A 20,164-nucleotide genomic window follows, 5' to 3' on the forward strand; every position below is an offset into this window, starting at 1 on the left:
CGCCGCCTCGGTCTCCGCAAAGCGCACCCGGGGCGCTTACTCCAGTTGGGCCGGGACGGCGACCACGTCCACCAGGGCGTCCTTGCGGAGCACCGTGATCGGCAGTCTCGTGCCGATCGCGGGGCCGAGCATCAGCCGCAGCACGTCCTGCACGCCGGTGATGGGCTTCCCGCCGGCGCTGAGCACCACATCGCCCACGTAGAGCCCGGCCAGCCCGGCCGGGCTCCCGGGCACCACCTCGGCCAGCCGCAGCCCCTTGGACTGCCCCAGGCGCTGCGCGAGGGGCGGCGGCAGCGGGACGGTGGCCCCGGCGACGCCCAGCCAGGCGCGCCGGACGCGGCCGGTGGCCATCAGCTCGGACATGATCAGGCGGGTCGTGCCGTTGATCGGCACCGCCAGGCCGAGCCCGATCCCGGCCACGGCCGTGTTGATCCCGACGACCCGCGAGGCCGAGTCGGCCAGGGCGCCGCCCGAGTTGCCCGGGTTCAGGGCCGCGTCGGTCTGGATGACGTCGTCGATGAGCCGGGCGTGCCGCCCGTCGCGCACCGGCAGCGAGCGCCCGAGCGCCGAGACCACGCCCGCGGTGACCGAGCCGGCCAGGCCCAGCGGGTTGCCCACCGCCACGACGAGCTGGCCGATGCGCAGGTCGTCGGCGTTGCCCAGGGTCGCCGGCGGCACCCCGGCCTCGCGGATGCGCAGCACCGCCAGGTCCGCGAGCGGGTCGGCGCCGACCACGTCGAAGCGGGTCTGGGTGCCGTTGGTGAACTCGGCGACGCCCCCGTCGGCCTCGGCGACGACGTGCGCCGAGGTCAGGGTGAAGCCGTCCGGGGTGTAGACGACGGCCGAGCCGGCGCCCTCGCCGCGGCGGCTGCGCACGGTCAGGCTGGCGACGCTCGGCAACAGGGTGGCCGCCACGGTGGAGACGACCCGGCTGTACGCGTCGAGCGCATCGATTTCGGGGTCCATGCGAGGAGGAACACCGGGGACGGCCCGGCAATGCCGCCCGCCGTTACGCCAACAGCGATACCGCCGGGAGGTCGAACCACCGCAGCGCCTCGAAGTTGGCCGACACGACCCCGTCCGGCTCCGCCTCGGCGGGCAGCGACTCGAACAGCTCCCGGGCGTAGCGCAGGTATCCGGCCAGGTCGGACTCGGGCGCCCGCTCGTGGTGCGAGGGCCAGGTCAGCTCGCCGGAGTCCGAGTAGGTCAGCTCCGACAGTCGCAGCGGGGGCTCGACCACGCCGTCGCGGTGCTTCCACAGGCCCGTCCGCGGATCGAAGCGGTACTGCGGCAGCAACGCCCACCCGTGCGTCGCCACGAGGTGGACGGCGTCGACGATGTACCGGAAGACCGCCTCGGAGATGAAGTAGTTGAAGCTGACCCGCACCCAGCCCGGCTTGATGCCCTCGCAGCCGGCGATGATCTCCTGCTCGAAGCGGTGCGAGCGCTCGATGTCGATGCCCAGCAGCCGGTGGCCGTAGGGGCCCGCGCACGAGCAGCCGCCCCGCGACTGGATGCCGAACAGGTCGTTCAGCAGCGAGACGACGAAGTTGTGGTGGAGGTACCGCCCCCGGGGCTTCTTGATCACGAAGGACACGATCGACAGGCGGGGCGCGTCCAGGTTGCCCAGGATCTCGAGGTTGGGGTTGGTCTGCCACGACGCGATCGCCTCGCGCAGGAACCCCTCCTCCAGGGCGCGGATCGTGTCCGTGCCGACCGCCCGCTTGAGCTGGAACACCAGGCCCGCGCGGATCGACTCGACGATCGCCGGGGTGCCGCCCTCCTCGCGGTGGGCCGGGTCGGCGATGTAGTGGTGGTCGGTCGGATTGACGTAGTCCACGGTCCCGCCGCCGGGCACGGTGGGGACCCGGTTGGTCAGCAGCGTTCGGCGCACGACCAGCACACCCGGCGTGCCGGGGCCGCCGACGAACTTGTGCGGCGAGATGAAGACGGCGTCCTTGTCGTGCATCTCGATGTCGATGTAGGGCGCGGCGGCCGCGAAGTCCCAGAACGACAGCGCCCCGTGCTCGTGCAGCAGCGCCGAGATCGCGTGCGTGTCGCTGACGATCCCGGTCACGTTGGAGGCCGCCGAGAACGATCCGATCTTCAGCGGTCGATCGGCGTGCCGCACGAGTTCGGCGCGCAGTCGGTCCAGGTCGATGTGGCCGTTGTGATCCTCGGGGATGACGACCACGTCCGCGATGGACTCCCGCCACGGCAACTCGTTGGAGTGATGCTCGAAGGGGCCGATGAACACGACCGGGCGATCGGTGGCCGGGATGCGCGCCGAGAGCTCGTAGCGGTCCTCCAGCGCGGCCGGCACCCGCAGGCCGAGGATGTGCACCATCTTGTCGATCGCCGCGGTGGAGCCGGATCCGGTGAAGATCACGACGGTGTCGGCGTCGCCGCCCACGGCCTCGTTGATGATCTGGCGCGCGTCCTCCCGCAGGCGGGTCGTCTGCAGGCCGGTGCCGGACGATTCCGTGTGCGTGTTGGCGTACAGCGGCAGAACCTCGTCCCGGACGAAGCGCTCGATGAAGTCCAGCGCGCGGCCCGAGGCGGTGTAGTCCGCATAGGTCACCCGGCGCGCGCCGAAGGGCCCCCGCATGACCTGGTCATCGCCGATCACCGCGGCACGAATGCGCTGCAAGAGGGGGTTCTGCATGGCCGTCATCATCCCAGGCGCCACGCCGTCCTCTTTCGTGTGGTCGGGAGAATGTCGCACTGCTTGTCCGCTCCACTGGAGGGCCGGACTGTTTAACGTTTCGTCCGGAGGTGCTCAGGAAGCCTCATGAGACTGGGGGTAGGGAAGTTGGTCAGTGTTGACCAGTCCGAGCCAACAGACGTCGTCGATCGACTCCTGTGGCGGGACGCCACGCAGATCCTGAGTCGGCACAGCGAGTCCGACGGGGAGGGGCTGTGCCTCTGGTGCGGGCGGGAGTGGCCCTGCGCGCCGCGCCGGCTCGCGGAGAACGCCGCCGAGGCCTCGCGCCGCCCCTGGAACGAGGCCTGGACCGCGCGTCACGACCTCTACAGCCTGCGGACCATGCCCGACTGGCGGATCGACCTCGGCAAGCCGCGCTCGCGCGGCGGCTGGCATCGAGCCGGCGGAAACCGGGGAACCTTCCTGTAACACGATCGTTGATACCAGCGGAGACTTCGGCGCGCCCCGCCAGTGCAACGCAGTCCCGCGACACAAAGACCCGCCCGGACGCGGTTGCCGACATGCCTCCGTCGGCTCCGAACGCCTCCGGCCAGGCGTCCTCCCCAGGGAACGGGCGGGTCTACCCGGCAGGCGAGGGCACTTCTCGTGGTTCCCCCGCATATATCGCGAAAATGTGCCCTCGCCTGCCAAAACCCTTCATGTGGTACCTCGAGAGCCCCGGCTGCGGCCGGGGCTCTCTTCTTGGCTGATTTGAGTAACTCTCAGCTATTTCGCTGCTACTTTGCGTGAGGTAAGCCCTCAAGTCAGCTTTGCTGTGGCGACCACCGGAGGAGACCACACATGAACCACCCGAAGACGCGTCTTCGCACCTGGCGGACTCGGGCCGTCCTCGTCGGCGGCACCGTCACCGCGATGATCGCGGCCACCGCGGCCCCCGCCCTCGCGGCGACGGTGCCCCTGACGCTGAGCTCGGCCACGGGCCCGAGCGGCGGCGGCAACACCATCACCGCCACGGCGACGACCAACATCTTCACCACCGCGATCACGCCGGTTGTGGAGTTCCAGTACGTCGGCACCGGCGCGGCGGCGAGCTGCTCCGCGACCTACCTGGCGCCGGCGGCGGTCGCCGGCACCGTCACGGGCGGCGCCTTCGTGCAGAACGCTGGCGTCATCGCCGCGACGACCGTCAAGAAGCTCGGCACGAGCGCCACCAACAAGATCGCCGTCACCGTCCCGGCCGGCGTCGTGCTCGGCAGCAGCGGCGGCACGAACCAGTCCACCGCGAAGTACAACCTGTGCGTCTACACGGGCACCACGACCGGCGCGTCCGGCAGCCCGCTGATCGGCAACGCGGCGTACGCGATCGCAGGCCAGCCGACGCTCACCACCGTGACGCCGTCCACCGGCCCCGCGCTGGGTGGCAACACCATCACCGTCGCCGGCACCAACTTCCCGAGCACCGGCATGACCGGCACGCTGGGCGGCCTGGCGCTGAGCAACATCGTCGTCGCGACGGGCGGCACCAGCTTCACCGCCACCGTGCCGGCCCACGCCGCTCAGACGGGCGTGTCGCTGATCATCAACTCGGCCGGCGGCATGGCCACGAAGACCACGGCGTACTCGTACACCAACGGCATCGTGATCTCGCCGAACACCGCCCCGCAGAACACCACGGTCGACGTCGACGTCCAGGGCGTCGGCTTCTCGGCGATGGACTTCAGCAGCTCGAACACGGTCGGCACGATCGACACCAAGGCGCACGTGTACCTGGTGCCGGGCAAGTACGACCCGACGACGAACTCGAGCAACAAGACCCTCGGCGGCGTCGCGGAGTGCGGCAGCGTGCTGGTCGTCAGCGACACCGAGCTCATCTGCACGATGGACCTGCACGACAGCCTCGACGACACGACCGGTGCGGCCGTGTCGGGCACGCCGGTGCCGAAGGGTACCTACACGCTGACGGTCGTCAACGACGGCTCGGTCGGAGCGCAGTCCGGCACCGGCTACAGCGTCTCGCTGATCGTCAGCGGCGCCACCTTCACGGTGTCCGACTACTGATCCAGCACACGAAAGCGGCCCGGGAGCTCAGCTCCCGGGCCGTTTTGCTGTTTGCCGTACTCGATCAGCCGAGTTCGGACCACGTCCGGTCGATCGCGGCCAAGCTGTCCGCCTCCGACGGGTGGCCGCCCTGGTCGATGAGCACCGTGAAGACGCTCTTCGCGGCGCTCACCCGCCAGCAGATCAGCATGTTCGGCTTGTGCGAGACCGGCTGGTTCGCGCTCAGCCGGAAGTTCTGCGAGCACTGCGCGTCGCCCACCGCGCGACCGTCGTCGGCCACCCAGGCCAGCTCGCGCTGCCCGGTGAGGTCGGCGTGCGCGCTCACGATGCGCAGCGTGGTCTTGCCCGGGCCCGTCGTCTCGCTCACCGAAGCCGAGGCCGTGGCCCCGCCCGGCGCCGGCGGGAGCGGCTGCCGCACGTTGTTGCTGGCCATCGCCGCGGCGGAGCGGGCCGCGCCGATGCGCTGCTCGCTCGTCATCGGGCTCGGCGTCGCCGTGGTGTCCATGGCCGCGGCGCCCGGCTCGCTCGTGGCCGCGCCGGCCGACGGGGCCGGGGCGGTCGACGGGCCGGTGTCGTCACTGGCGGCCGCGGCCACGTTCTGTGCGGCCGCCCTCGCGACCGGGTCGGTGGCGGCCCCGGCGCTGGTCTGCAGGGCCACGAAGCCCCCGACCCCCAGCATCGCCGCCAGCCCGACGCCCCCGAGCACGAACGGCCGGCGCCGCCGTGCCCACCGGGGCACCCTCTCATCCGCTGACTGATGGTTCTTCGCTTCGGCACGACGTTCGTCGGCGTGGCCCATACTCTTCAGTCCCCCGCGTGTGTCACTGCTTCGATGGCCGGCCGCCCGTGCGGAAGCCTCCGCGGGGCGGCCTCAAGCCCTGATCATCCCACCGAAGTAGTGACAAAAACCCCCAAATCAGCTACCCGGTCGGTGCGCCGCCGCCGATGGGGCACGTACTTCGTCGGCCTGGTGATCTGCGCCGGACTCGGCGGTCTCCAGTTCGGGTTCAGGCGCGGAACCCGGGGCGGCTGACTCCGACTGGCTCTCCATGGGCGAGGTCGAGGTGCGTGTCAGCGGAAGCCGCCGGCGCTGCCTCGCCCGATTCGCGATCCTCGCGCCGGCCGTCGAGGCGATGGGTCGCGAGGACCCGCGAGGCGCCCGGCCGTCAGATCGTCGAGATGCCCCTCGGCCCCGGCCTGCTGGAGCGGACGCCCGCGTCGGCGCCGTCAGGCCCGCGGAATCTCGTAGAAGAGCACGCCCGCCCAGAGCAGCACCCAGGCCACGAAGGCCAGCGCGGCGAGCAGGAGCATCGTCATGACCAGAAGGCTCAGGAAGCCACCGGAAAGCGACAGCACCCTCCGCCACCGGGGAGGATGGGGCTCGGCTTCCTCTTCCTCCATATCGAACACGATCATGCCGACAATGTAAGCCGCGCCGTCATCGGCCGGCGCGGCGGCTTCGCTATGTCGATGCCCGTCCTCAAGCAAGGTCAGGACGGCAGGGTGCCGACGCCGATGGGGCGAACAGTGACCTGGAGGTACTTCGGAAAGCATCGTCTCAAGGGCCAGGCGCGGCGGCGATGTCGCCGACCTTTTGAACCAGACGCATCGAGCCAGGGATCTCCCGGAAGCCGTGGTGCCGGTAGAAACCGTGGGCCGCGCTGTCGAGCGCGTCCACGACCACGAACCTGGCGGCAACGGTCTGCGTGGCGACGACGATCCGGTTGAGGGCGTCCGAGAGCAGTGCGCCGCCGTGGCCCTGCCCGTGAAGAACTTTGTCGAGCGCCAGCCGCGCGAGCAGCACGGCCGGTGCTCTTGCACTGGCCCGTGTGGTTACACGCCCACGGACGTCCGGACCGCCATGAATATCCGTGCGCCTGGCCGGTACAGTGCGCGTCGCTGCCCCGTCGGGGCGGCGTGGCGGTCGTAGCGGGGAACGGGGGCCGGCGCATGGCGGTCGAGCGGGTCTTGCACGTCCGGGACACGCCGGACGGGCCGGCGGTGACGCTGCGGTGGATCGGTACCACCTGGCTGGAGCGCGGCCCGCAGTACCGCCGCCGCCGGGCTCTGGCCGCCGCCGCGGCGGTGCTGGGCACCCTCGGCGGCGCGGCGGCCATGGTGTGGCTGCTCGGCGGCGCGGCCGCGCACAGCTCATCGCGCGGCGAGGACGTGGTCAGCTACGTGTACGCGGCACTCGTCGTCCCCGGCGTGTTCTGGGGGCGGCATTGGCTGCGCCACGCGCCCACCCACGAGCGCGACGCCGGGCGCGGGATCATCGCCTACGGGCCGGTGCTCCTGGTGCTCCTGCCGCTGGCGGTCGGCTTCGGGCTGGCCGTCATTCCGCGGCTGTTCGGCGAGCAGTACCCGGGCGAGGAGCGAGCCCGCCACGCGACGCTCGGGCTGCGGGGCGTACCGAACGAACGTTGAAGTTGTACGTCTGGCCCGATCTGATCGTTCCGAACAGAATGGCCGCCAGCGTGGCTGGCGGCCATGTGGTTCCGGCAGGTCAGACGGCGTCGGGGACGGTTGCGACGCCGATGGGGCACGTCATGCCGTTCGGGCCGTGGTTGCAGTACCCGCCGGGGTTCTTGGCGTCGGAGAGGTACTGCTGGTGGTAGTCCTCCGCGTAGTAGAACGGCCCGGCCGGCCCGATCTCCGTCGTGATCTCGCCGTGGCCCGCGTTCTGCACGACCGGTGCGAACGCCGCGCGCGAGGCCTCGGCCACGGTCGCCTGGGCCGGCGTGGTGGTGTAGATCGCCGAGCGGTACTGCGTGCCGACGTCGTTGCCCTGGCGCATGCCCTGGGTCGGGTCGTGGTTCTCCCAGAACGCCTTGAGCAGCGTCTCGTACGACACCTTGGCCGGGTCGTAGACCACCTGCACGGCCTCGGTGTGCCCGGTGCGCCCCGAGCAGGTCTCCTCGTACGTCGGGTTCGCCGTGAAGCCGCCCTGGTAGCCGACCGCGGTGGAATACACCCCGGGAATCCGCCAGAAGATGCGCTCCGCGCCCCAGAAGCAGCCCATGCCGAAGTAGGCGACCTCGAGCCCGGTGGGCCAGGGGCCGCGCAGCGGGGTGCCGAGGACGGTGTGCTTCGCGGCGACCGGCATCTCGGTGTCGCGCCCGGGGATGGCCGACTCGGCGGTCGGCAGGTCAAGCTGCTTGTTGTACCGCAGGAACACGATCCGCTCCTTAAAACTTGAGGCTTTCGGGCTCAAGTCTGCCGCGAAATGCGCCGCGATGCCTTATGAGCTCATTACGGCGGAGACCTTCTCCGCGAAGGAGAACGCCTCCTCCTCGCTCGCGTATTTCGTCCGCGGCCAGAAGAAGCCTTTGAGGCCGTCGCCCTTCGTCCGCGGTACCACATGCGTGTGCAGATGGGCGACGCTCTGTGACACCCGGTTGTTGATGGCGACGAAGGTGCCGCCCGCGGACAACCCGGTCTCGACGGCCGCCGCGATCCGCTGGACGAAGGTGAAGTACGAGGGGATGTCCGTCGGGTCGAGATCGGTCAGCGTGACCACGTGCGCCTTGGGCACCACGAGCACATGGCCCTTGAACACCGGGCGGATGTCGAGGAAGGCGGCGGCGGTGTCCGTCGAGGCCACCAGGTAGCCGGGCGAGGCGCCCGACGCGATCGAGCAGAACAGGCAGTCCGACACGATCGCCAGCCTAGTCGCGACTACTGTCGGCCCATGACCCACGGCTTCGAAACCCTCGCCATCCATGCGGGGCAGGACCCGGACCCGGCAACCGGAGCGGTCGTCCCGCCGATCTTCCAGACCAGCACCTATGCCCAGGACGCCGTCGGCAGCCCGCGGCTCGGGTACGAATACAGCCGCACCACCAACCCGACCCGCGACGCCCTGCAGGAGTGCCTCGCCGCGCTCGAGGGCGGCCGCCGCGCGCTCACCTTCGCCTCCGGCCTCGCCGCCGAGGACACGCTGCTGCGCACGGTCTGCCGCCCCGGCGATCACGTCGTCATCCCCGACGATGCCTACGGCGGCACGTTCCGCCTCTTCTCCAAGGTCGCCGAGCGCTGGGGCCTGACCTGGAGCGCCGCCTCGATCCACAGCGTCGACTCGATCCGCGCCGCGATGACCGACCGCACGCGGATCGTGTGGGTCGAGACGCCGACCAACCCGCTGCTGGGCATCGCCGACATCGCCGCGCTGGCCCAGGTCGCGCACGACCGCGGGGCGCTGCTGGTGGTCGACAACACCTTCGCCTCGCCGTACCTCCAGCAGCCTCTGCACCTGGGCGCCGACCTCGTCGTGCACTCGACGACGAAGTACATCGGCGGGCACTCCGACGTCGTCGGCGGGGCGCTCATCGGCGCCGACGAGCAGCTGATGGGCGAGCTGGCGTTCCACCAGAACGCGATGGGCGCGATCAACGGCCCGTTCGACGCGTGGCTGACCCTGCGCGGCATCAAGACCCTCGGCGTGCGCATGGACCGCCACTGCGACAACGCCGAGAAGGTCGTCGAGTTCCTGTCGCGGAACAAGGCCGTTTCGCAGGTGTTGTACCCCGGGCTGCCCGAACACCCCGGGCACGAGACGGCGGCCAAGCAGATGCGGCGCTTCGGCGGCATGGTGAGCTTCCGCGCGCAGTCCGAGGAGCACGCGGTCGAGATCTGCAACCGCGCGCGCCTGTTCGTGCTCGGCGAGTCGCTCGGCGGCGTCGAGTCGCTCATCGAGCACCCGGGCCGGATGACGCACGCGAGCGCGGCCGGCAGCCCGCTGGAGGTGCCGGGGGACCTCGTCCGGTTGTCCGTCGGAATCGAGACGATCGACGATCTTCTGGCCGATCTGGAGTACGCGCTCGCTCGTTGACACACTTGACCGCACCACGGACGGGTACGGAAGGTGTCATCGATGCTGGACCGCGCAACCACCTGGGTAGGGGCCACGGCCAGGGAGATCGCCCGTGCGGTGCGCCGCGGCGACACCTCGGCCACGGCCGTCGTCGCCGATCACCTGGACTCCATCCGCGCCTACGACCGGATCGTCGGCGCCTTCCGCGAGGTCCGCGGGGGCGCCGCGATCGCGGAGGCGGAGATCGTCGACGACCAGCCGAACCTCGCGAACCTGGCCCTCGCCGGGGTGCCGGTCGCGGTCAAGGAGAACGTCCCGGTCACGGGGCTGCCGACGTGGAACGGCTCGGCCACCGCGCGCTGCCCCGTGGCCGACCGCGACCACGAGGTCGTCCGGCGGCTGCGCGGGGCCGGGGCGGTGGTCGTGGGCGTGACCCGGATGCCGGAGCTGGGCATCTGGGCCACCACCGACGACGCCGGCACCGTCACGCGCAACCCGTGGCGGACCGACCGCACGCCCGGCGGCTCCTCGGGCGGCTCGGCCGCGGCGGTCGCGGCCGGGCTGGTGCCGATCGCGCACGGCAACGACGGGCTCGGCTCGATCCGCATCCCGGCCGCCTGCTGCGGCATCGTCGGGCTCAAGCCCGGCTCGGGCTCGGTGCCGGCCGGGATCGGGAGCAACGACTGGTACGGGCTGGCCGAGAACGGCATCCTGGCCACCACCGTCGCCGACGCGCACCTGGGCTACTCGGTGCTGGCCGGGCGCACCCCGCACGCGCTCACCGAGCCGGCCCGGCTTCGGGTCGCCGTGTCGCTGCGCAGCCCGGTCGCGGGGGTGTGGCCGGACGCCGGGTCGCGCAAGGGCCTCAGCGATGCGGTACGGCTGCTGCTCGCCCATGGCCACGCCGCCGTGCGCGCCGACCCGTCGTATCCGCCCGCGCTGGCCGCCCGGGTGCTGTCCACCTGGTTCGGGGCCGCGAGCCTCGACGCCGCCGAGCTGGACAAGGCCGCGCTGCAGCCGCGGACCCGCCGCCACGTGGCCCTCGGCGAGCGGGCGCTCAAGCAGGGCCTGGTCCGCGACGCCGACCGGGCGACCTGGCGGGAGCGCTGCCGCAACTGGTTCGGCGACGGCGGCTTCGACGTGCTCGTGACCCCGGCGCTGGCCGCCGCGCCCCCGTCCGCGGACCGCTGGTCGGCGCGCTCGTGGGCCGCGAACATGCTGGTCAACACCCGCTATGCGCCCTATGCGGCGCCGTGGAACTTCGCCGGCTTCCCCGGGCTCGTGTTCCCGGTCGGGGTGCGCCCCGACGGGCTGCCGGCCGCGGTGCAGCTCGTCGGCCCGCCCGGGGCGGAGCCGCTGCTGCTCGCCCTGGCCGGTCAGCTGGAGCAGGCCTCGCCCTGGCGCCGGCACGCGCCCGGGTGGCCCCGCGTCGCCGCGCGGCGCCGATGATCCGAGCGATATCGGGCCTGGCGGCGGCCGCGATGCTCGGCGTCGCGGCCGCGGCGCTGGTCAACCTCGGGATCGCGTTCCTGCCCCTGGCCGATCTGCATGCGGTACATCACCCCGGCGTCGAGTCCGCGACGGTCGCCCTGTTCCTGCGATGGTTCGCCCGGACCCTGCTCGTCGGGTGCCTGCTGATAGCCGCCGTGGCCTGGGCCGGTTGGCTGCTTCGGGCCCGCGGCAATCTGGTCGCCTTCGGGGTCCGGTCGCGCCGGGTCGTCGACAGCGTCGGGCGGGCGCCGGACCTGCGTCGCCGCGTGACGATCCTGCAGTGGGTCTTCTACGGCACGGCGTCCGTGGCGCTGGTGTGGGCCTGGGTGGCCTGGCTGGCGGGGCACGAGACCGCGGCGGAGATCGCCTCCGTGCGCGACCAGGCCCGGGCCGGGCACCCGGTGGACGACGCGCTGGCCGCGTACCTGTTCGGGCGGGAGCTGATCCTCTATCTGCCTCCGGCCGCCCTGTTCGTTCTGGCCGCGGGGGCCGCACTCTTCCTGATCGCCAATGTGACCTCCGCGCAGTACGGACGGGTGGCCCGGCTGCGCGGAGTCGTTGGTGGGACGATCGGGCCATGACCGTCTCCTCGGATCTCGTGACGCTGGCCGAGATTGAAGCGGCACGGCACCTGCTGGCCGGCGTGACCCGCCTGACCCCGGTGGAGCCGAGCCGGCCACTCACCGCCAAGCTCGGCGGCCCGGCGTGGCTCAAGTGCGAGAACCTCCAGCGCGCGGGCTCGTTCAAGGTGCGGGGCGCATACGTCCGGCTCGCCCGCCTCTCCGCCGAGGAGCGCCGCCGCGGGGTCGTTGCCGCCAGCGCCGGCAACCACGCGCAGGGCGTCGCGCTGGCCGCGGGGCTGCTCGGCATCAGCAGCACGGTCTACATGCCGCACGGCGCCCCGCTGCCCAAGATCGCCGCGACCAAGGGCTACGGCGCCACCGTGGAGTTCGCGGGCTCCACCGTCGACGAGGCCCTGGTCGCCGCGAAGGAGTTCGCCGAGCGCACCGGCGCCGTGTTCATTCACCCCTTCGATCACCCCGACGTCATCGCCGGGCAGGGGACCGTCGCCCTCGAGATCCTCGAGCAGGTGCCCGAGGTCAAAACCGTGATCACCGGGGTCGGCGGCGGCGGGCTGATCTCCGGGCTCGCCGTCGGGATCAAGGCGCTGCGCCCGGACGTGCGGGTCATCGGCGTGCAGGCCGCGGACGCCGCCGCGTTCCCGCCCTCGCTGGCCCAGGGTCGCCCGGTGCGGCTGGAGAACTTCGGGACGATCGCCGACGGCATCGCGGTCGGCCGGCCCGGGGACATCACCTTCGAGCACGTGGCCAAGCTCGTCGACGAGGTCGTGACGGTCACCGAGGAGGACATCTCCCGGGCGCTGCTCATGCTGCTCGAGCGCGGGAAGATGGTGGTCGAGCCGGCCGGGAGCGTCGGGGTGGCCGCGCTGCTCGCCGGGGTCGTGACGGTGCGGACGCCGGTGGTGGCGGTGCTCTCCGGCGGCAACATCGACCCGATGCTCATGCTGCGGGTGATCGAGCACGGGCTCGCGGCCGCGGGGCGGTACCTCACGTTCACCGTGCGCTGCGGGGACCGGCCCGGGCATTTGGCGAAGCTGCTGACGTACATCGCGGAGCAGGGCGCCAACGTGGTCGACGTGGCTCATCGCCGCCAGGACTCGCGGCTGCAGCTGGGGGAGGTCGAGCTCGGGCTGTCCGTCGAGACGCGCGGGTCCGAGCACTCGGATCGCCTGGTCAACGCCCTGAGGTCGGCGGGCTACACGGTGACGTTCGGCGTGTAGCCCGCCGTCCGTAGGGCTCTCGACGCCTGCTCAGCCCGCGAAGGGCTCGAAGGCGATGACCTTCACCGTGATCGCGGCGCCGTTGGGGGCCGTGTAGGTGACGATGTCGCCCTGCTTGGTGCCCAGGATCGCCTTGCCCAGGGCGGACTCCGGGCTGTAGACCGTCAGGTCGGTCGTCGCGGCGATCTCGCGCGAGCCGAGGAGGAACTTCTCCGTGTCGTCCTCGTCGTCGTCGAACTGGATGGTGACGACGGTGCCGGGCGCGACCGCGTCCGAGGTGGGCGCGTCGCCGACGACCGCCTTGCGGAGGAACTCCTTGAGGTACAAGATCCGACCCTCGGCCTTGCCCTGCTCCTCGCGGGCGGCGTGGTAGCCGCCGTTCTCGCGCAGGTCGCCCTCTTCGCGGCGTGCGTTGATCTCGGCAGCTACTGCCGGGCGGTTGGCGATGAGCTCGTCGAGCTCGGCCTGCAGCCGGTCATAGGCGTCCTGCGACAGCCAGGTGGTGGCCTGGTTGCCGTCGGTGGTCGACACTGAAGATCTCCTTACAAGCACGCTCGGGTCAAACCACCAAAGTACCAGTGACTCGCATCACCGCGGCCACTTGAATTTTCCCGGGCGTTACCTGCTTTTCAGCGGCCCGCACGCGGGGACCTCGACGGTGACCGGCCGATCGCTCGTCGCCAGCCGATATGTGACGTACGCCTCCGCCCCCTCGGGCACGTCCACCTGGGCCAGCCCGACCTCCTGGCCGCTGGCCGAGCGCGCCCGCACGCTGCAGGTCGCGCGCTGGTCGGGCTCCTTGCGCACCACGAAGTCGACGGTGATGCCGTCGTCGGTGACGTTGTAGAAGCGCTGGACCTGCGGCTCGAAGTCCTGCGGACCGTACTGCTGGAAGAGCTGCCACGCGATCGCGAGCCCGGCCGCGGCCACCACCGCGGCCAGCGCGACCACCAGCCAGCGGCGCTGCGGCAGCGGCTCGCGCCGCCGGCCGTAGCGGCCCGGCGGGTACTTGACTGTGGTGTGCGTCTCTTTGGCAGTGGTCACGGGAGTGCGTCCTCGTCGTTTTTTGTCAGAGGTACCGACCACAATAGGGTCGTTCCGTTTCCTCGCCTCGCGGTGGGTCTCTCTGGAGGGATAGCTCGTGACCGAGCAGTTGCGTTTGATGGCGGTGCACGCACACCCCGACGACGAGTCGAGCAAGGGCGCGGCCGCCATGGCGAAATACTCGGCCGAGGGGGTCGACGTCCTCGTCGTGACCTGCACCGGAGGTGAGCGCGGCAGCGTGCTCAACCCGAAGCTCGACCGCCCGGAGATCTGGGAGAACATCGGCGAGATCCGCCGCGCCGAGATGGACCGCGCCCGCGAGATCCTCGGCGTCCGCCAGGAGTGGCTCGGCTTCGTCGACTCGGGCTTCCCCGAGGGCGACCCGCTGCCGCCGCTGCCCGAGGGCTGCTTCGGGCTCATGGACCCCGAGGTCGCCGCGGAGCCCCTCGTCAAGCTCATCCGCACGTTCAAGCCGCACGTCATCACCACCTACGACGAGCGCGGTGGCTACCCGCACCCGGACCACGTGATGACGCACAACGTCAGCATGGTCGCCTTCGAGGCCGCCGCCGACGCGTCGCGCTACCCGGACGCCGGCGAGCCGTGGCAGCCCCTGAAGCTCTACTACAACATGGGCTGGTCGCGGAAGCGCATGACGCTCCTGCACGAGGCCATGCTGGAGGCGACGGGCGAGTCGCCCTACACCGAGTGGCTCAAGGAGTGGCAGGAGCGCCGCGACGGCGAGGACCGGCCCGACCCCGACCAGCGCGTCACCACCAGGGTCCCCTGCGGCGAGTTCTTCGAGGTCCGCGACGACGCCCTGCGCGCCCATGCCACCCAGGTCGACCCGGACGGCTTCTGGTTCGCGGTGCCGATGCCGATCCAGCAGAAGATCTGGCCCACGGAGGACTACGAGCTCGTCAAGAGCTTCGTCGAGACCACCACGCCCGAGGACGACCTCTTCACCGGCGTAAGGTGAGGGTATGAGCGCGTTGGCCGTCCTGGCCGAGAACAACTTCGGCGACACCCGCTCCGGGGGCCTGGCCGGCCCCATGGGGCTGCTCATCATCGTGCTCCTGGGCATCGCGACGGTGTTCCTGATCCGCAACATGACCGCGCGGATCCGCCGCCTGCCGGCCGAGTTCCCCGATCCGGACGCCCACAAGAACCCGGACCGGAACGACTCGACCACATCGTCTGAGTAGTCGGTAGCAGCGATCTGAGTTAGAAACGCATCGCTGGCCACTGTTGTCCCTTTCCTGCGTGGCTTAGCCTTCACGGGGTGCGTGTTTGCTTCGCCGTGCGCGCATCCCTGTGAGGCAGGGAAGGGAGCAATGGTGACCGCGATGGCGCGCGCCCCGTTCCACCCGCCCTCGTCTCTCGCTGTCGCCATCGGGCAGAGGGCCGCCGCGCTCCCGCGGGGGTGGCGGTGATCGCCTTGGCGCGTGCGCATCGGGCACTGCCGTCCCGGCTCGTCGCGCTCATGGTCGCGGCCGCCGGGCTGAGCGTCGTCGCCGCGCTGGTGGCCGCCACGCGTCTCCCCGAGGGAGCCGTCGCCGCCGCGTTGAATCGGTTCAACATCCAAGGTCTGCCGCCCGTACCGTCGGCCGTGCTCACCGGCGCCGCCGTGGCGATGGTCTCGCAGCTGGCCCGCGTGCGCGTGCGCGCGGGCGGCGGCCTGGCCCGGCTGGCCTGGGGCGAGGCCGCGATCGTGGTGCTGCTCGCGAACCTCCCCCCGCAGGTCGTCCCGCCCGTGGCCCTGCTGGGCTTCGCCGCCGCCCACGCCGCCCTGCACCTGGTCGACGCCCGTGCGAGCCGCGCCCGCCCCGTCCGCGAGAGCATCTACGGCGTGGCGGCCCTGACCGTGGGCGCCGCCCTGGCCACGCTGGTCATGGTCGCGATCTGGGGCAACGGCACCGCCCGCGAGGGCCTTCCGCCGCGCTTCATCGCGGCCCTGTGCGCGGCCGCCGCCGTGTACTTCGTGGCCACGTTCGCCCTCGTGGTCCTGCGCATCGTCGCCGCCGGCGGCGACCTGCGCGACACGGTGTCGTCCATGGCCACGAGCATCCCGCTCATGCTGATCGGCAATGTGGCGGTCGGCCTGGTGATCGTCTGGGCCTGCGCCACCAGCGGCTTTCTGCTCCTGCTCCTGCCTCCCGTGCTCTGGCTGATGCACCAGTTCTACGCGAACCGCATCGGCGAGGACGACGAGCGCCGCACGTGGGCCGAGTTCGCCGAAGTGGCCCGCGACCTGAACCGCCTGGACGAACGAGACGCGGCGATGGCCGGCATCGCGGGCGCGGTGCGCCTCTTCCGCGTCCCGGCCGCCAAGATCGTCCTCTCGGGTGGCCGCTCCCACGGCGATCTCCCCCCGGGTCCGTACACCAGCCGAGCCCTGACGGTCGGCTCGGTGCCGGTAGGTGAGCTCCGGCTGGCCGGCCCGGAGCCCCGGCGATCGAGGGACCGCCTGATGCTGGCGACCTTCGGTGACGCCCTGGCCGCGGCCCTGCACGACGCCATCACGCACGACGAGTTACGAGCGATGAGCGAGCGCACGACCTACGACGCCGTGCGCGACCCGCTGACCGGCCTCCTCAACCGGGCGGCCCTGCTGGCGAGGGGCAACGGCCGGCTGTCCGCCCGCTCGCCGGGCGCCCCGGTGGCCCTGCTCCTCCTGGACGTGAACGACTTCAAAGAGGTCAACAACGCTCTGGGCCACACGGCGGGCGACGAGGTCCTGAAGGTGATCGCGCGCCGGGTCCAAGGCACCGCAACCGAGGATCAGCCCTCCGGCCCGGTCATCCCGCGCCCCAGGACCGCCTCCTCGCCCATGTTCGCCCGGTCGGCCCCCGGCCCGTCGTACTCCCCGGACCCGCCCGCGAACCCGACCGCCGCGAACGACGGCCACCCCTCCACCGACCTCCACGCCCGCCTGGGGGGCGACGAGTTCGCGATCCTCATCACCGACCTGGCCGACGGCGCCGAAGACCTGGCCCTGGCCGCCGCCGTGGAGCGGGCGCGCCGCCTGGGCGCCCAGATCGCGGCGCCCATGGAGATCGACGGTGTGGTCATGTCCAAGGAGACCTCCATCGGCGTGGTCGTGGCGGCCGCCGGCTCCGCCGACCTGACCGAGCTCCTGCGCCGCGCCGACATCGCCATGTACCAGGCCAAGAACGGCGGCCAGCCGGTCGCCTGGTACGACCCGGCGCGCGACGACGCCAGCACCGACCGCCTGGCCCTCCTGGCCGAACTCCGCGAGGCCCTGAACGCCACCACCGGCGACGAGCAGCTGACTTTGGACCTTCAGCCGGCCATCGCCCTCGCGGCCGGCGCCGCTCCTGTCACCGGCGTCGAGGCCCTGATCCGCTGGCGTCATCCCCGCCGGGGCCGCCTGATGCCCGCGCAGTTCCTCCCGGCCGTGGAGGCGAGCGAGCTCATCGGCCCCCTGACCCACTGGGTCCTGGAGAAGGCCATCTTCCTGGCCGCGGGCTGGCGCCGGGCCGGCTCGGCCGTGCCGGTCGCCGTGAACATCTCGGCCCGCAGCCTCGCCGAGCGCCAGCTCCCCGAGACGATCAAGGAACTCCTGGGCCGCTACCGCCTCCCGGCCGAGCTTCTCGTCCTGGAGATCACCGAGACCGTCATGCTCTCCAACTCCCCGGTGATCGACGACGTCCTGGCGCGTGTCCGCCGCCTGGGCGTGCAGCTCGCCGTGGACGACTTCGGCACCGGCTACTCCGCCTTCACGCTCCTGACCCGGGTGCCGGTCCAAGAGGTGAAGATCGACCGCGAGTTCGTCGCCCAGATGCTCGACTCGCCGAAGGCCGGCGCGATCGTCCAGACCACGGTGGACCTCGGCCGCCGGATGGGCCTCCGCGTGGTCGCGGAGGGAGTGGAGAACCCGGAGCAGCGGGCCCGGCTGGCGGAGCTGGGCTGCACGGCCGCCCAGGGCTTCCTCTTCTACCCGCCGATGTCACCGGAGAGTCTCCAGTCCGTCCTGCGCGAGCGCCGCCAGGTCCAGCGCCGCCACCTGAGGGCCGAGGGCACCGGCTGATCCACCACGCGACTCCTTCAGCGCCCCGCCGTGCCCGACTATTGGAATGGAACGTTCCGTTCTGATAGGCTGGAGGTGCAAGCGAGAGGGCGACACGATGGGAGCCGCAATCATGAACGAGCAGCTGACGAGCACCTGGGCCGTGCTGGACGAGGCTCACCTCGCCCTGCGCACCACCGTCGCGGGCGTCCGGGCCGGCGACTGGACGCGCCCGACTCCGTGCGCCCAGTGGAACGTGGCCCAGGTCCTCCAGCACGCGGCCGGCGACCAGCTCGGCTACGCCGCCTCGATCACCGGCTCCGGCTGGCCGGCGTTCGACCCCTTCGCCCCGACGGGCCACTTCGACACGGCCGACAACCCTGCCGACAACCCTGCCGAATTCGCCGACGAGGCCATGCGCGCCTCCGCCGCGGCGTGGGCCACCGTGCCGCAGAACGCCGCGGAGGTCGCCACCCCGCTCCCGCAGGGCAAGCTCCCGGGCTGGCTCGCCGCGGGCGCCTGCGCGCTCGACGCCGCAGTGCACGCCTGGGACATCGCGCTCGCCACCGACCAGCCCTCCCCGCTCACCAACGCCCTGTCGCGCGACCTGCTGAAGGTCGCCCACGAGCTCGTGGAGCCGCTCCGGGCCTGGGGTGCGTACGCCGCGGTCCTGCCCGCCGACCCCTCCGACGACGACACCGCGACCCTCCTGCGCTACCTCGGCCGCGACCCCCGCTGGACCGCCGGGTCCGCGGTCTGACCGGTGCCGCCGCTCCTCATCCACTGTGGACGGATGTGAGGCAACGGGTGATCGAGGGCTGACACACCGGGCGGGTGCTCGGCGTTGGAGTTCCGTTGCCCTAGCGTCACCGAATGTGAGCAGGCGGGGGATTGCCGGGGTCGCCGGGTTTGTGGTCGCCGCGGTTGGGGCGTTTGTCGTGCTCGATCACTTCGGGGGGAGCGAGCGGTTCGCCGATCTGCCCGGGGGCGCCGACGTGCGGCTCGTCGGGCGGTTCACGCCGCCGCAGGTCGAGCGGCTCGCCGGGCTCCCGCAGGCGCAGGCCGTCGAGTGCGACGACACGCTGTACGACGTGGGGATCGCGAGCGGGCGGCTCCAGCTCGAGCAGGTGACGGTGCTGACGGCGGTGCGGAGCCCGGGGCTGCAGCGGGCGGCGCTGGTGCAAGGGCGGGCGGTGCGGGGCGACGCCGAGATGCTTGCCGTGGACGGGCGGGGGCTGAAGCTCGGGGACCGGGTCACCGTGACGCGGGGCGGGCGCGGGGTGGCGGGGAGCGTGGTCGGGGTCGTGGCCCGGCCCTCCGGGCAGCCGGATGCCGTGGCGTTGTTGCCGGCGGGGGCGATGACTCGGCTCGACGGGGGGAGTGGCTGTGCGCAGATCGCCGTGCGGCTTCGGCGGCCCAGCGAGGCCACGGCGTTCCAGCGGGCGGCCAAGGGGGTGCTCGGCGGGAATCCCGTGGTGACGTACGACGAATCGCTGCGGGGACACGTCTGAGTGCCGCCAGGGCGAAGAAGGCTCTAGGGGGCCGTGCCCGACCACGTCATGGACAGGGCCGTCGCCGCTCGCTCGGCCCGGATCTCCATTGCCGAGCCCAGAATCACCGCTCGGTCCGACACCGCCAGCGTGTCGTCCACTGTGTACGTCTGCCGCGTGCTGATGAAGACCGGGGTGTTCGCGGGCTCGGCCAGCAGCGCCGACGACGTGGCGTCCAGCAGGCCCGGGCTCACGGTCTCCGTCGCCCGCAGGACCGGGACGCCCGCGTTCGACAGGGCCGTGTACAGGGCCGTCGTCGTGAAGTCCACCTCCAGCAAGGGGGTGGCGTACGGGGCCGGCACCCACGACACCTGGTGGACCGAGGGGCGGCCGGCGAACGTGCGGACCCGCTCCAGGCGCAGGGCACGCCCGCCGAAGGTCTTCGAGTCCGTCAGGGTCGACGAGATCACCGTGGTGGCCACCGCGAAGCCCTGCTCCCGCAGGTCGTCGGTCAGGCTGCGCAGGGAGCCCAGGCGGTAGGCCAGGTGGGGCGGGGACACGAAGGTGCCCCGCCCCGGTTGCTGGACGATCAGGCCCTCGTCGCTCAGCTGGCGCAGGGCCTGCCGCAGGGTCATCAAGGTGACGCCGTAGGCGGTGCTCAGGTCGCGCTGGGCCGGGAGGGCCGCCCCGGGGGCGTAGAAGCCGCTGTGGATCTTCGCGGCCAGGTCGGTCGCAATGGCGCGGTAGCGGGGTTCGCCGTCGCGGGGCAACC

At 71.9% G+C, this 20,164-nt stretch carries 22 protein-coding genes; 12 read left to right on the top strand and 10 right to left on the bottom strand.

Going from position 1 to position 20,164, the window contains the following annotated elements; translation table 11 throughout:
* Nucleotides 1-36: 36 nt before the first annotated feature.
* Both AC6JBM_RS48285 and AC6JBM_RS48290 read right to left on the bottom strand, forming a co-directional pair.
* Nucleotides 37-966, bottom strand: a complete 930-nt coding sequence (locus AC6JBM_RS48285) for a S1C family serine protease (RefSeq protein WP_497980305.1) — start codon at nucleotides 964-966, stop codon at nucleotides 37-39.
* Nucleotides 967-1,009: 43 nt separating this feature from the next.
* Nucleotides 1,010-2,665, bottom strand: coding sequence for an aminotransferase class V-fold PLP-dependent enzyme (locus tag AC6JBM_RS48290; protein ID WP_497980306.1), 1,656 nt, complete (start codon nucleotides 2,663-2,665; stop codon nucleotides 1,010-1,012).
* A gap of 126 nt (nucleotides 2,666-2,791) precedes the next feature.
* Between AC6JBM_RS48290 and AC6JBM_RS48295 the strand changes: the two genes are divergently transcribed.
* Both AC6JBM_RS48295 and AC6JBM_RS48300 read left to right on the top strand, forming a co-directional pair.
* Nucleotides 2,792-3,133: a hypothetical protein gene (locus AC6JBM_RS48295; protein ID WP_350612011.1), complete on the top strand. Its 342-nt coding sequence runs from the start codon at nucleotides 2,792-2,794 to the stop codon at nucleotides 3,131-3,133.
* Nucleotides 3,134-3,505: 372 nt separating this feature from the next.
* Nucleotides 3,506-4,723, top strand: coding sequence for an IPT/TIG domain-containing protein (locus tag AC6JBM_RS48300; RefSeq protein ID WP_497980307.1), 1,218 nt, complete (start codon nucleotides 3,506-3,508; stop codon nucleotides 4,721-4,723).
* Between the two features lie 64 nt (nucleotides 4,724-4,787).
* Here the strand turns inward: AC6JBM_RS48300 and AC6JBM_RS48305 are convergent, their stop codons facing one another.
* The 3 genes from AC6JBM_RS48305 to AC6JBM_RS48315 all read right to left on the bottom strand — a co-directional run bounded on the left by AC6JBM_RS48305 (nucleotide 4,788) and on the right by AC6JBM_RS48315 (nucleotide 6,527).
* Nucleotides 4,788-5,462, bottom strand: coding sequence for a hypothetical protein (locus AC6JBM_RS48305; protein ID WP_497980308.1), 675 nt, complete (start codon nucleotides 5,460-5,462; stop codon nucleotides 4,788-4,790).
* A 488-nt stretch (nucleotides 5,463-5,950) separates the two neighbouring features.
* Nucleotides 5,951-6,139, bottom strand: a complete 189-nt coding sequence (locus AC6JBM_RS48310; protein ID WP_497980309.1) for a hypothetical protein — start codon at nucleotides 6,137-6,139, stop codon at nucleotides 5,951-5,953.
* A 142-nt stretch (nucleotides 6,140-6,281) separates the two neighbouring features.
* Nucleotides 6,282-6,527, bottom strand: coding sequence for a GNAT family N-acetyltransferase (locus AC6JBM_RS48315; RefSeq protein WP_497980310.1), 246 nt, complete (start codon nucleotides 6,525-6,527; stop codon nucleotides 6,282-6,284).
* A 146-nt stretch (nucleotides 6,528-6,673) separates the two neighbouring features.
* On the opposite strand from AC6JBM_RS48315, the gene AC6JBM_RS48320 reads away from it, so the two are divergent.
* Nucleotides 6,674-7,150, top strand: coding sequence for a hypothetical protein (locus tag AC6JBM_RS48320; RefSeq protein ID WP_497980311.1), 477 nt, complete (start codon nucleotides 6,674-6,676; stop codon nucleotides 7,148-7,150).
* A 79-nt stretch (nucleotides 7,151-7,229) separates the two neighbouring features.
* On the opposite strand, the gene msrA is transcribed toward AC6JBM_RS48320, so the two are convergent.
* Together msrA and AC6JBM_RS48330 are read right to left on the bottom strand one after the other, a co-directional pair.
* Nucleotides 7,230-7,901: a peptide-methionine (S)-S-oxide reductase MsrA gene (gene msrA, locus AC6JBM_RS48325; protein ID WP_497980312.1), complete on the bottom strand. Its 672-nt coding sequence runs from the start codon at nucleotides 7,899-7,901 to the stop codon at nucleotides 7,230-7,232.
* 63 nt (nucleotides 7,902-7,964) lie between these two features.
* A complete protein-coding gene (locus AC6JBM_RS48330; protein WP_497980313.1) occupies nucleotides 7,965-8,381 on the bottom strand; it encodes an HIT family protein in 417 nt (138 codons plus the stop codon).
* Between the two features lie 33 nt (nucleotides 8,382-8,414).
* Between AC6JBM_RS48330 and AC6JBM_RS48335 the strand changes: the two genes are divergently transcribed.
* The 4 genes from AC6JBM_RS48335 to ilvA are packed head-to-tail and all read left to right on the top strand — an operon-like array spanning nucleotide 8,415 to nucleotide 12,828.
* The gene (locus AC6JBM_RS48335; protein WP_350612020.1) at nucleotides 8,415-9,554 is read left to right on the top strand and encodes a cystathionine gamma-synthase; all 1,140 of its coding nucleotides are present in this window, start codon (nucleotides 8,415-8,417) and stop codon (nucleotides 9,552-9,554) included.
* 42 nt (nucleotides 9,555-9,596) lie between these two features.
* On the top strand, nucleotides 9,597-10,985 hold the full coding sequence (locus tag AC6JBM_RS48340) for an amidase (RefSeq protein WP_497980314.1): 1,389 nt from the start codon (nucleotides 9,597-9,599) through the stop codon (nucleotides 10,983-10,985).
* The gene (locus AC6JBM_RS48345; protein WP_497980315.1) at nucleotides 10,982-11,608 is read left to right on the top strand and encodes a hypothetical protein; all 627 of its coding nucleotides are present in this window, start codon (nucleotides 10,982-10,984) and stop codon (nucleotides 11,606-11,608) included. Before AC6JBM_RS48340 ends, AC6JBM_RS48345 begins: the two co-directional genes overlap by 4 nt.
* The gene (gene ilvA, locus AC6JBM_RS48350; protein WP_497980316.1) at nucleotides 11,605-12,828 is read left to right on the top strand and encodes a threonine ammonia-lyase; all 1,224 of its coding nucleotides are present in this window, start codon (nucleotides 11,605-11,607) and stop codon (nucleotides 12,826-12,828) included. Before AC6JBM_RS48345 ends, ilvA begins: the two co-directional genes overlap by 4 nt.
* A gap of 30 nt (nucleotides 12,829-12,858) precedes the next feature.
* On the opposite strand, the gene greA is transcribed toward ilvA, so the two are convergent.
* The gene (greA, locus tag AC6JBM_RS48355) at nucleotides 12,859-13,359 is read right to left on the bottom strand and encodes a transcription elongation factor GreA (protein WP_350612024.1); all 501 of its coding nucleotides are present in this window, start codon (nucleotides 13,357-13,359) and stop codon (nucleotides 12,859-12,861) included.
* An 87-nt stretch (nucleotides 13,360-13,446) separates the two neighbouring features.
* Nucleotides 13,447-13,872 carry a DUF4307 domain-containing protein gene (locus AC6JBM_RS48360; protein WP_497980317.1) on the bottom strand — a complete coding sequence of 142 codons (426 nt, stop codon included), beginning with the start codon at nucleotides 13,870-13,872 and terminating at the stop codon, nucleotides 13,447-13,449.
* Between the two features lie 97 nt (nucleotides 13,873-13,969).
* On the opposite strand from AC6JBM_RS48360, the gene mca reads away from it, so the two are divergent.
* The 5 genes from mca (at nucleotide 13,970) to AC6JBM_RS48385 (ending at nucleotide 19,413) form a co-directional block, all read left to right on the top strand.
* Nucleotides 13,970-14,851, top strand: a complete 882-nt coding sequence (gene mca, locus AC6JBM_RS48365; protein ID WP_497980318.1) for a mycothiol conjugate amidase Mca — start codon at nucleotides 13,970-13,972, stop codon at nucleotides 14,849-14,851.
* Nucleotides 14,852-14,855: 4 nt separating this feature from the next.
* A complete protein-coding gene (locus tag AC6JBM_RS48370) occupies nucleotides 14,856-15,077 on the top strand; it encodes a hypothetical protein (protein WP_350612155.1) in 222 nt (73 codons plus the stop codon).
* 224 nt (nucleotides 15,078-15,301) lie between these two features.
* Nucleotides 15,302-17,923, top strand: coding sequence for a putative bifunctional diguanylate cyclase/phosphodiesterase (locus tag AC6JBM_RS48375; RefSeq protein WP_497980319.1), 2,622 nt, complete (start codon nucleotides 15,302-15,304; stop codon nucleotides 17,921-17,923).
* Nucleotides 17,924-18,035: 112 nt separating this feature from the next.
* Entirely contained in the window at nucleotides 18,036-18,662 is a 627-nt protein-coding gene (locus AC6JBM_RS48380; RefSeq protein ID WP_497980320.1) for a TIGR03086 family metal-binding protein, read from the top strand.
* 115 nt (nucleotides 18,663-18,777) lie between these two features.
* Nucleotides 18,778-19,413, top strand: coding sequence for a hypothetical protein (locus AC6JBM_RS48385; RefSeq protein WP_497980321.1), 636 nt, complete (start codon nucleotides 18,778-18,780; stop codon nucleotides 19,411-19,413).
* A gap of 23 nt (nucleotides 19,414-19,436) precedes the next feature.
* On the opposite strand, the gene AC6JBM_RS48390 is transcribed toward AC6JBM_RS48385, so the two are convergent.
* Nucleotides 19,437-20,162 carry a GntR family transcriptional regulator gene (locus AC6JBM_RS48390; RefSeq protein WP_497980322.1) on the bottom strand — a complete coding sequence of 242 codons (726 nt, stop codon included), beginning with the start codon at nucleotides 20,160-20,162 and terminating at the stop codon, nucleotides 19,437-19,439.
* Between the last annotated feature and the right edge of the window lie 2 nt (nucleotides 20,163-20,164).

It is taken from the genome of Dactylosporangium thailandense (genome assembly GCF_059739745.1).